The sequence below is a fragment of the Exiguobacterium sp. SH3S3 genome, from assembly GCF_004337115.1.
In the GTDB taxonomy this organism is placed as follows: domain Bacteria; phylum Bacillota; class Bacilli; order Exiguobacteriales; family Exiguobacteriaceae; genus Exiguobacterium; species Exiguobacterium aurantiacum_A.
Genome location: NZ_SJUU01000013.1, coordinates 15,210 through 26,885 on the forward strand (window position 1 = coordinate 15,210; position 11,676 = coordinate 26,885).

General features: G+C 49.3%; 10 protein-coding genes and 1 other annotated feature. All 10 genes read left to right on the plus strand.

Features of this window, described 5'->3' with window-relative positions; genetic code table 11:
• Positions 1–44: 44 nt before the first annotated feature.
• The 10 genes from rpmG (at position 45) to rpoC (ending at position 11,556) form a co-directional block, all read left to right on the plus strand.
• A complete protein-coding gene (gene rpmG / locus EVJ28_RS12015; RefSeq protein ID WP_083274150.1) occupies positions 45–191 on the plus strand; it encodes a 50S ribosomal protein L33 in 147 nt (48 codons plus the stop codon).
• Between the two features lie 34 nt (positions 192–225).
• Positions 226–396 carry a preprotein translocase subunit SecE gene (secE, locus tag EVJ28_RS12020; protein WP_012727692.1) on the plus strand — a complete coding sequence of 57 codons (171 nt, stop codon included), beginning with the start codon at positions 226–228 and terminating at the stop codon, positions 394–396.
• Between the two features lie 17 nt (positions 397–413).
• Positions 414–965, plus strand: coding sequence for a transcription termination/antitermination protein NusG (gene nusG, locus EVJ28_RS12025; protein WP_016508920.1), 552 nt, complete (start codon positions 414–416; stop codon positions 963–965).
• A gap of 148 nt (positions 966–1,113) precedes the next feature.
• Positions 1,114–1,539: a 50S ribosomal protein L11 gene (rplK, locus tag EVJ28_RS12030; RefSeq protein ID WP_070329252.1), complete on the plus strand. Its 426-nt coding sequence runs from the start codon at positions 1,114–1,116 to the stop codon at positions 1,537–1,539.
• Between the two features lie 98 nt (positions 1,540–1,637).
• The gene (rplA, locus tag EVJ28_RS12035) at positions 1,638–2,324 is read left to right on the plus strand and encodes a 50S ribosomal protein L1 (protein ID WP_083274148.1); all 687 of its coding nucleotides are present in this window, start codon (positions 1,638–1,640) and stop codon (positions 2,322–2,324) included.
• A 59-nt stretch (positions 2,325–2,383) separates the two neighbouring features.
• Positions 2,384–2,537 (plus strand) — a sequence feature (ribosomal protein L10 leader region).
• Positions 2,538–2,582: 45 nt separating this feature from the next.
• Entirely contained in the window at positions 2,583–3,089 is a 507-nt protein-coding gene (gene rplJ / locus EVJ28_RS12040; RefSeq protein ID WP_070329251.1) for a 50S ribosomal protein L10, read from the plus strand.
• 55 nt (positions 3,090–3,144) lie between these two features.
• Positions 3,145–3,510 (plus strand): 50S ribosomal protein L7/L12, encoded by a 366-nt coding sequence (rplL, locus tag EVJ28_RS12045; RefSeq protein WP_070329250.1) that lies wholly within the window; start codon positions 3,145–3,147, stop codon positions 3,508–3,510.
• Between the two features lie 85 nt (positions 3,511–3,595).
• A complete protein-coding gene (locus tag EVJ28_RS12050) occupies positions 3,596–4,192 on the plus strand; it encodes a class I SAM-dependent methyltransferase (RefSeq protein WP_131441633.1) in 597 nt (198 codons plus the stop codon).
• 193 nt (positions 4,193–4,385) lie between these two features.
• On the plus strand, positions 4,386–7,934 hold the full coding sequence (rpoB, locus tag EVJ28_RS12055; protein WP_070329266.1) for a DNA-directed RNA polymerase subunit beta: 3,549 nt from the start codon (positions 4,386–4,388) through the stop codon (positions 7,932–7,934).
• 22 nt (positions 7,935–7,956) lie between these two features.
• Entirely contained in the window at positions 7,957–11,556 is a 3,600-nt protein-coding gene (rpoC, locus tag EVJ28_RS12060; RefSeq protein ID WP_070329248.1) for a DNA-directed RNA polymerase subunit beta', read from the plus strand.
• Positions 11,557–11,676: the final 120 nt, after the last annotated feature.

The window sequence follows — 11,676 nt, forward strand, 5'->3', positions numbered from 1 at the left end:
TTCGCTCTTTTTTAATATGGAGCTGTCGAAAGGGGCGCTTATGGATGGCAAAGAAAGTAAGTCTCGAGTGCGCGGATTGCGGGTCAAGAGTTTACTCGACGACCAAGAAAGATGATGTGCAGACGCGGCTCGAGCTGAACAAGTTCTGCCGTCGTTGCAATGCGCATACAACACATCGAGAATCAAAGTAACGTAGATTGGCATTCAACGTAGGAGGAAGCTACCATGAACTTTTTGCGCGATGTATGGAAAGAGTTAAAGAAGACGAGTTGGCCGACTCGTAAAGAGCTCACAAAATATACCATCACAGTCATCGCGACGGTCGTCGTGATCGGCCTGTTCGTGTTCGGCGTAGATACTGGTGTCAGTTATCTCGTCAACCTATTGATTAACTAAGGAAAGAGGTGAAAGCCGTGGAGAAACAATGGTTTGTTGTCCAGACGTACTCTGGCTTTGAGAACAATGTCAAAGAAAACCTAGAACGTCGAATCGGTTCGATGAACATGGAAGATAAAATTTTCCGCGTCCTCGTTCCGACCGAAACAACGCAAGAAGAAGTCACGTTGAAGAGTGGCGAAAAGAAAATTAAAGAGCGTGAAGTGAAAAACTTCCCTGGATACGTCTTCGTCGAGATGATTATGACAGACGATTCATGGTATGTTGTTCGTAACACGCCAAACGTAACGGGCTTCCTCGGATCAACCGGGGGCGGCGCCAAGCCGATCCCGCTCCAGCCTGACGAAGTGACGAACGTCCTTTCGCAGATGGGTCTGATTGAGAAGAAAGACCGTTATAACTATGAGCTTGGCGATCTCGTTCGTGTCAAAGAAGGCGCGTTCGAGAACTTTGAAGGTACGATTGATGAGATCGAAACTGACAAAGAGAAGCTCAAAGTCGTCGTCGACATGTTCGGCCGCGAAACAAAAATTGAGCTTGATTTCGAACAAGTTCAGAAAATTAACTAAAACCCACTTGCCATTCTCGGAAACGGATGGTACAATCGGAAATGTTTGATGTTGTGCTATATTTCAGTACAAACTCGACCTAATAGATTGAGTGGGAGGGCGCACAACGTCCAAGAAACCACATTTTAGACTTAAGGAGGTGTGTCTCGTGGCGAAAAAAGTTACTAAACTCGTTAAACTTCAAATCCCTGCTGGTAAAGCTAACCCAGCACCACCAGTTGGTCCAGCACTTGGTCAAGCAGGTGTTAACATCATGGGATTCTGTAAAGAGTTCAACGCTCGTACACAAGACCAAGCCGGATTGATTATTCCTGTAGTCATTACGGTATACGAAGATCGTTCGTTTACATTCATTACGAAAACTCCACCAGCTGCAGTTCTTTTGAAAAAAGCTGCTGGTATCGAGAGCGGTTCAGGAGAACCGAACCGTAAGAAAGTAGCAACGGTTAAGCGTGATAAAGTTCGCGAAATCGCTGAACTTAAAATGCCTGACCTTAACGCAGCGTCTGTAGAAACAGCGATGCTTATGGTTGAAGGTACTGCGCGCAGTATGGGTATTGTAATCGAAGACTAATTTATTAGTCTCTGGGATTGTCGGTGCATATTTTGCTCACCTTCAATCCCTTCATTATGTGGGAGGAAATTCCGCTAACCACAAGGAGGAAAAGAATCATGGGTAAAAAACACCAAGAAGCAGCTAAGCTTGTTGATCGCACGAAGTCTTACGACCTCGCAGAAGCGGTTGAACTCGTTCAAAAAACTGCAACAGCTAAGTTCGATGAAACAATCGAAATTGCTGTCCGTCTCGGCGTAGATCCGAAGAAAGCGGACCAACAAATCCGCGGTGCCGTTGTACTTCCACACGGTACTGGTAAAACACAAAAAGTTCTCGTCTTTGCAAAAGGCGAAAAAGTTAAAGAAGCTGAAGCGGCTGGCGCTGACTTCGTCGGCGATGCTGAGTACATCACTAAAATCCAACAAGGATGGTTCGACTTCGATGTTATCGTTGCGACACCTGACATGATGGGTGAAGTTGGTAAACTCGGTCGCGTTCTCGGACCAAAAGGCCTCATGCCTAACCCGAAAACAGGCACAGTCACGTTCGACGTTGCGAAAGCAATCGCGGACATCAAAGCTGGTAAAGTTGAGTACCGTGTTGATAAAGCCGGTAACATCCACGTACCAGTTGGTAAGAAGTCATTTGAAGCAACAAAACTCTCTGAGAACATCGAGACTATCCTCGAGACACTCATGAAAGTTAAGCCTGCTACTGCAAAAGGAACTTACCTCAAAAACATCGCGCTTTCTTCGACAATGGGTCCTGGTATCCGTGTCGCGACTGCCGATTTCATCAAGTAATTCACTTGAAATAAACTGTTGACAACGTGTGATGCCGCTGTTAAAGTAAAACACGTTCAACCGAATATGTTGGATTACCGCAGACAGAAGGTGGACATCGGTCCGTAAACCCTTCCGAGGTGTCTTTGCTCGAACTTGAGCCTGTTGTCACAGGTTTACTTTCAAACAATTACGCCCTCGTATGTCTTCATACGAGGGATTTCTTTTTGGAGAGCAGCCTCTCGTCCGGTATAAGAATTGACTAGGAGGTGCACAAACATGGCAAGCGAAAAAATCGTAGCTCAGAAATCGGTACTCGTTGATGAAATCGCTGAGAAAATGCAAGCAAGCGTTGGAACGATCGTTGTTGACTACCGTGGACTTACAGTTGAAGAAGTGACTACACTCCGTAAAACACTTCGTGACGCTGGAATCGAGTTCAAAGTATACAAAAACGGTCTCCTTCGTCGCGCGGCGACTCAGTCTGGTTATGACGGTCTCGATGAAGTCTTCACAGGTCCTACTGCAATCGCGTTCTCGAAAGAAGACGTTATTGCTCCAGCGAAGATCTTGAACGACTTCTCAAAAGAGCACAAAGCGCTCGAACTTAAAGGCGGAATCATCGAAGGCAAAGTAACTTCACTCGAAGAAGTTAAAGCCCTTGCAGAACTTCCATCACGCGATGGTCTTCTCTCGATGCTTCTCAGCGTCCTTCAAGCTCCGATCCGCGGGCTCGCAATCGCAACAAACGCAATCGCAGAACAAAAAGAAGAGCAGTCTGCTTAATCTTTGTCGCGTAGCGTAAAAAAACTTTTTACAACATCAAAGGAGGAAAACCATAATGGCTTTCAACAAAGAGCAATTCATCGAAGACCTCAAATCAATGACGGTTCTCGAACTTAACGAACTCGTAAAAACAATCGAAGAAGAATTCGGCGTATCAGCAGCAGCTCCAGTAGCAGCAGCAGGTGCAGGCGCAGCAGTAGCTGAAGAGCAAACTGAATTCGACGTAATCCTCACAAGCGCAGGTTCTGGTAAGATCAACGTAATCAAAGCAGTACGTGAACTTACTGGCCTCGGTCTTAAAGAAGCAAAAGCACTCGTTGACGGAACTCCGGCTCCAGTCAAAGAAGGCGTTTCTAAAGAAGATGCAGACGCAGTTAAAGCTAAGCTTGAAGAAGCTGGCGCATCTGTCGAAGTTAAGTAATCTAACTTTTACTTCACAACGTATAGAAGCTCGCTATGGCGAGCTTCTTTTATTTCCTTGAAGAGTGGGTTAGGAGGTTCAATGCATGGGAGATCATTACTATACGAACGATCCGAGTTCGAAAAGTGCCCCTGAGACGTGGACGTATGAGTTGCGAGGGAAGATGTATCGCTTCACCTCGGACCGCGGCGTGTTCTCGAAAGGATCGGTCGATTTTGGGTCACGTCTCTTAATCGAGTCATTTGAAGTGCCGGAAGTTGAAGGTCGCATTTTAGATGTAGGCTGCGGCTACGGTCCGATGGGGATCTCGCTTGCCGACGCCTCTGGGCGTGAAGCGCTTCTCGTCGACGTGAACGAACGAGCGCTTGCCTTGTCAGAGCAAAACGCCGCCCAAAACGGGGTGACGATCGAAACACGGCTTAGCCACGCATATGATGGAGTCGGAGGCGAGCAATTTGCCGCTATCGTGACCAATCCGCCGATTCGGGCCGGGAAGCAAGTGGTTCACACGATTTTAAGAGATGCGTACGCGCATCTCGTCATGGGCGGGGCACTCTACGTCGTCATTCAAAAGAAACAAGGAGCGCCTTCTGCTAAGAAGTTGCTTGAAGATGTGTTCGGTCAGGTCGAGACGGTTGCCAAAGACAAAGGCTATTTTATTTTCCGGGCAATTCGCTCTTGACAAACGGTTGAGTCTTGTTGACTCGCTATAACGTATATGCTAACATTATAAAATGCCATTGGAATGGAATTCGCCTTGAATTGCCGCGTTTGCCGCTTTTTAGACGCGGAAAAAGGGCGACATTCAATGACAATGTTCGATTATTACGCCCGAAAAATTCGATAGAGAATTGGGGGTCTGAGAGGTGAATCAGTTGACTGGTCAACTTGTTCAGTACGGTCGTCACCGTCAGAGAAGAAGCTTTGCCCGTATCAGTGAGGTATTAGAGCTTCCGAATTTGATTGAAATTCAAACTGCTTCTTATGAGTGGTTCTTACGTGAAGGATTGAAAGAGATGTTTACCGACATTTCGCCAATCTCCGACTTCACTGGAAACCTCGTGCTTGAGTTCATCGATTACTCGCTTAGCGAGCCGAAATATTCGATTGATGACTCGAAGGAGCGCGACGTCACTTATTCTGCGCCATTGCGCGTGAAAGTACGTCTGCAAAACAAAGAGACAGGTGAGCTTAAAGAACAAGAAGTATTCATGGGTGATTTCCCGATTATGACAGAGTCGGGAACGTTTATTATTAACGGCGCAGAACGCGTCATCGTTTCCCAGCTTGTTCGTTCGCCGAGCGTCTATTACAATTCTAAACTCGATAAAAACGGTAAACGTGGTTTCGGTGCGACAGTCATCCCGAACCGTGGAGCATGGCTCGAACTTGAGACAGATGCTAAGGATATCGTTTATGTTCGTATCGACCGTACCCGTAAGATCCCGGTAACGGTGTTGTTGCGTGCTCTCGGATTTGGTACGGACCAAGAAATTATCGACCTTCTCGGGGATGATGAATATCTTCGGAACACCCTTGAAAAAGATAATACCGAGTCGACAGAGAAAGCGTTGATCGAGATTTACGAGCGTCTCCGCCCTGGTGAACCACCAACGGTTGAAAACGCAAAATCACTTCTCGTCTCACGTTTCTTCGACCCGAAACGCTACGACCTCGCAAACGTTGGTCGTTATAAGATGAACAAAAAACTTCATCTTAAAAACCGTCTCTTCGGTCAGAAATTGGCCGAGACGCTCGTTGACCCAGAGACAGGCGAAGTGATCGCCGAAGCTGGAACAATCCTCGACCGTCGCAACTTAGACCGCGTCCTTCCGCATTTGGAAAACGGTCTCGGTTACATGGACGCTGAGCCAACTGGCGGCGTTGCTGAAGGTGAGCCGTTTGGTCTCCAATCGATTAAAGTCATCTCACCAGATGACCCGGATGGAGAGCGTGTCTTGAACATTATCGGTAATGGCAACATCGACCGTAGCATCAAGCACGTCACACCAGCGGATATCATTGCATCGATCAACTACTTCTTCAACTTACTTCACGAAGTCGGAACAACAGATGACATCGACCACTTAGGAAACCGTCGTCTTCGTTCAGTCGGAGAACTTCTCCAAAACCAATTCCGTATCGGTCTTTCTCGTATGGAACGTGTCGTAAAAGAACGGATGTCGATTCAAGATCAAAATGCGATCACACCACAGGCGCTGATTAACATCCGCCCGGTAATCGCATCGCTGAAAGAGTTCTTCGGTAGCTCGCAGTTGTCACAGTTCATGGACCAAACAAACCCGCTCGCAGAGCTCACGCACAAGCGTCGTCTCTCTGCACTCGGACCGGGTGGTTTGACACGTGAGCGTGCCGGCTTCGAAGTTCGAGACGTTCACTATTCGCACTACGGTCGGATGTGTCCAATCGAAACACCTGAAGGACCGAACATCGGTCTCATCAACTCGCTTTCATCTTTTGCGAAAGTAAACGAGTACGGTTTCATTGAGACACCGTACCGCCGAGTCGACCCAGAAACAGGTCTCGTCACGAGCGAGATTCAATATATGACGGCGGATGAAGAAGATCTCTACGTCGTCGCCCAGGCGAACATGCCGCTCACTGAAGACAGTTACTTTGCAAACGAGCAAGTCCTTTGCCGCTTCCGCGGACAAAACTTGTCAGTTGAGCCAAGTCGAGTCGACTACATGGACGTTTCGCCGAAACAGGTTGTTTCTGCGGCAACAGCATGTATCCCGTTCCTTGAGAACGATGACTCGAACCGTGCCCTCATGGGAGCGAACATGCAACGTCAAGCTGTACCACTCCTTCAACCTGACTCGCCGATTATCGGTACTGGTATGGAGTACGTGTCAGCGAAAGACTCTGGGGCCGCGATTATCGCGAAATACCCAGGTGTCGTCGAGCGTGTCACAGCGCGTGAAATCTTGGTCCGCCGCACGTCTGACGTGAACGGAACAACGGTTTCAGGTGACCTTGACCGCTACAAACTTCAAAAGTACGTTCGTTCGAACCAAGGAACGTGCTATAACCAAAAGCCGATCATCGCTGCTGGTGACCAAGTCGAAAAAGGAGAAATCCTTGCTGACGGTCCATCGATGGATATGGGTGAGCTCGCGCTCGGCCGTAACGTCGTTGTCGCCTTCATGACTTGGGACGGTTACAACTATGAGGATGCGATCATCATGAGTGAGCGCCTCGTGAAAGATGACGTCTACACTTCGATTCACATCGAGGAGTATGAGTCAGAGTCACGAGACACGAAACTCGGACCTGAGGAAATCACACGTGATATTCCGAACGTCGGTGATGACGCGCTTCGCAACTTGGACGATCGTGGGATCATCCGCATTGGTGCGGAAGTGAAAGATGGCGATATCCTCGTCGGGAAAGTCACGCCTAAAGGTGTAACTGAACTGACGGCGGAAGAGCGTCTCTTGCATGCGATCTTCGGTGAGAAAGCCCGTGAAGTCCGTGATACGTCACTCCGTGTACCAAACGGCGGCGACGGCATCATCTTGGACGTCAAGGTGTTCGACCGTGAGAACGGCGACGAACTTTCACCAGGTGTGAACCAAATGGTTCGTGTCTACATCGTTCAAAAACGTAAGATTCACGAAGGGGATAAGATGGCGGGACGTCACGGTAACAAAGGTGTTATCTCGCGGATCCTCCCTGAAGAAGACATGCCATACATGCCAGACGGCACACCGATTGACATCATGCTTAACCCACTCGGTGTACCATCGCGGATGAACATCGGTCAGGTACTTGAACTCCACCTTGGAATGGCGGCTAAAAAGCTCGGCATCAAAGTGGCGACACCTGTATTCGATGGCGCACGTGAAGAAGACGTATGGGCAACGATTGAAGAAGCTGGAATGGACAAAGATGCCAAGACTCGTCTCTATGACGGTCGTACTGGTGAACCGTTCGATAACCGCGTCTCGGTCGGTGTCATGTATATGATCAAACTTGCGCACATGGTTGATGATAAACTTCACGCTCGTTCGACAGGACCATACTCGCTCGTTACGCAACAACCGCTCGGTGGTAAAGCACAGTTCGGTGGACAGCGCTTCGGTGAGATGGAAGTTTGGGCACTTGAAGCGTACGGCGCAGCCTACACGCTCCAAGAAATCCTTACAATCAAGTCGGATGACACGGTTGGTCGTGTGAAAGCATACGAAGCAATCGTGAAAGGCGAGAGCGTTCCGAAAGCGGGCGTTCCTGAATCGTTCCGCGTCTTGATCAAAGAGCTTCAAGCGCTCGGTATGGAAGTCAAGATGATGTCTGTGGACGACGAAGAAGTTGAAATGAAAGATGAAGATGACGACAACATCCCGAACGCAACATCGGCGTTAGAACAAGTCGTTCAACCGACTGTTACGGAAGAGGAATAAGGCGAAAAGGGAGGTCGGCCCCTTGGTAGATGTTAATCGATTTGAATATATGAAAATCGGCTTGGCTTCACCCGAAAAGATCCGTTCGTGGTCTTACGGGGAAGTCAAAAAGCCGGAAACAATCAACTATCGTACACTCAAACCAGAGAAGGACGGACTGTTCTGTGAACGAATCTTCGGTCCTACGAAAGACTGGGAATGTTACTGCGGGAAATACAAACGAATCCGATATAAAGGAGTCATTTGTGACCGCTGTGGCGTTGAAGTGACGAAAGCGAAAGTGCGTCGCGAACGTATGGGCCACATCGAGCTCGCGGCTCCGGTTTCGCACATCTGGTACTTCAAAGGGATTCCAAGTCGAATGGGGCTTGTTCTCGATATGTCACCGCGTGCGCTCGAAGAAGTAATCTACTTCGCGTCGTACGTCGTGACAGAACCAGGTGACACTCCGCTCGAGAAGAAACAACTTCTCTCGGAAAAAGAATTCCGTCTCTACCGTGAGAAGTACGGTAGTGACTTTAAAGCAGACATGGGTGCGGAAGCGATCCGGACACTCCTTCAAGACGTACAACTCGAGAAGGAAGTCGGAGAACTCCGCGAAGAATTGAAGACAGTTCAAGGCCAACGTCGTACACGTGCGATCAAACGTCTTGAAGTGCTCGATGCGTTCTTCACGTCGGGGAATGATCCAGATTGGATGATCCTCGAAGTACTTCCTGTCATTCCACCTGAGCTTCGCCCGATGGTGCAGCTCGACGGTGGGCGCTTTGCGACTTCTGACTTGAACGATTTATATCGTCGAGTCATCAACCGTAACAACCGTCTCAAACGTTTGCTCGATCTCGGCGCGCCGAACATCATCGTGCAAAACGAGAAGCGTATGCTTCAAGAAGCGGTTGACGCCCTCATCGACAACGGTCGTCGTGGTCGTCCGGTAACAGGTCCAGGTAACCGTCCACTTAAGTCGCTTTCACATATGTTGAAAGGGAAACAAGGTCGTTTCCGTCAAAACCTTCTTGGTAAACGGGTCGACTACTCAGGACGTTCGGTTATCGTCGTTGGACCGAACTTGAAGATGTTCCAATGTGGTCTCCCGAAAGAGATGGCCCTTGAACTCTTCAAACCGTTCGTGATGAAAGAACTTGTCGGTCGCGGGATCGCGTCGAACATCAAGAACGCCAAACGCAAAATTGAGAAGATGCAACCAGAAATCTGGGGCGTCCTCGAAGAAGTCATTCGTGAGCATCCGGTTCTCTTGAACCGTGCCCCTACACTTCACCGTCTAGGGATTCAAGCTTTCGAACCGATTCTCGTCGAGGGCCGTGCGATTCGTCTACACCCACTCGTATGTACGGCTTACAACGCCGACTTTGATGGTGACCAAATGGCGGTCCACGTACCACTTTCAGCCGAAGCGCAAGCAGAAGCTCGTCTCCTCATGCTCGCTGCACAGAACATCTTGAACCCGAAAGATGGTAAACCAGTTGTTACACCATCGCAGGATATGGTCCTCGGTAACTACTACATCTCGCTTGAACGCGACGATGCCATCGGACAAGGGAAAATTTTGTCGAACGTCAACGAAGCGCTCATCGCGTATCAAAATGGATACGTCCACTTGCATACACGTGTCGCCCTTCCAGCACGTACGCTCAACAACCCGACGTTCACAGCGGAGCAAAATGAGAAAATGTTAATCACGACAGTCGGTAAGATGATCTTTAACGAGATCTTGCCGAACACGTTCCCATACTTGAACGAACCGACGATGGAAAACTTGCAGGAAGCAACGCCTGATAAGTACTTCATCGAAAAAGGTGCCAACGTCGCGGAAGAAATTGCCGCACGTCCACTCATCGAACCGTTCAAAAAAGGATTCCTTGGTAAAGTCATCGCGGAAGTGTTCCAGAAGTTTGAAACGACTGAAACGAGCCGCATGCTTGACCGGATGAAAGATCTCGGCTTCAAACACTCGACTAAAGCGGGTGTGACGGTCGGAATCGCCGATATCATCGTTCTTCCGGACAAACAAGAAATCCTTGATGAAGCGCAAACTCAAGTCGACCAAATCATGAAGTCGTTCCGTCGTGGTCTCATCACTGAAGATGAGCGTTACGAGCGCGTTGTACGCTCTTGGAACGAAGCGAAGGACGAGATTCAATCGCGATTGATGAAATCCCTCAACCGCTTGAACCCGATCTTCATGATGTCTGACTCAGGTGCCCGTGGTAACGCGTCCAACTTCACGCAGCTCGCAGGGATGCGTGGTTTGATGGCCGCTCCATCTGGCCGCATCATCGAACTTCCAATCAAATCGTCGTTCCGTGAGGGACTGACGGTTCAAGAATACTTCATCTCGACGCACGGTGCGCGTAAAGGTCTTGCCGATACAGCCCTTAAAACGGCTGACTCAGGTTACTTGACGCGTCGTCTCGTCGACGTTGCCCAAGATGTCATCATCCGTGAAGAAGATTGTGGAACGGACCGCGGAATCCGCGTTGCCGCTCTCCGCGAAGGCACGGAAGAAATCGAAAACTTGTATGACCGCCTCGTCGGCCGTACAGCGTTCGAGACAGTGGCACATCCGGAAACGGGTGAAGTCATGATTGAGAAGAACCAATTGATCACAGAAGATATCGCCCGCGACATCGTCGACGCTGGTATCGAACGAGTTGAAATCCGTACAGCCTTCACATGTAACACGTCACACGGCGTATGTAAGAAGTGCTACGGCCGCAACTTGGCGACTGGCTCGAACGTTGAAGTTGGCGAAGCAGTCGGAATCATCGCCGCGCAATCAATCGGTGAGCCAGGAACGCAGCTTACAATGCGTACCTTCCACACAGGTGGGGTAGCCGGAGATGATATCACGCAAGGTCTTCCACGTATCCAAGAGGTATTCGAGGCTCGTAACCCGAAAGGGCAAGCGGTCATCTCGGAAATTCCTGGTACGGTCATCGACTTTACCGAGTCGCGTGACAAGCGGGAACTCACGGTCGAAGGACTCAGTGAGACTCGTACGTACACGATTCCGTTCGGAGCGCGTTTACGCGTTCAGATCGGCGACACGGTAGATGCCGGGGAAGTCTTCACGGAAGGTTCGATCGATCCGAAAGAATTGCTCACCGTCCGTGGTGTGTCTGGTGTCCAAAACTATCTTCTTCAAGAAGTTCAAAAAGTATACCGGATGCAAGGGGTAGAAATCGGCGACAAACACGTCGAAGTCATGGTTCGCCAAATGCTTCGTCGCGTCAAAGTCATCGAGTCAGGTGACACGCCACTTCTCCCTGGTTCACTCGTCGATATCGGCGTCTTCAAAGAAGCGTGTAAAGACGTACTTCGCGTAGGTAAGAGCCCAGCAACGGCGAAACCGGTCCTTCTCGGAATCACGAAAGCGTCGCTTGAGACAGATTCGTTCCTCTCGGCCGCTTCGTTCCAAGAAACGACTCGCGTGTTGACAGACGCTGCCATCAAAGGCAAACGCGACTATCTTCTCGGACTCAAAGAGAACGTCATCATCGGTAAACTCGTGCCAGCTGGTACAGGGATGCCGGTATACCGTGACGTTAAACTTAAAGAAGATGCGTCGAAAGCCGTCCTCGAAGACGCGAACGTCGAGTAAAAACGTCTTGACAGCACTCTTTGGCGGTGCTACTATGATTTAGTGCCGCCAATCGGTTGTTGTCGATGACAATGGTGTCCAGCAGTCGGCAAGCTACTTGGACGTTAACCGATCTTTCTA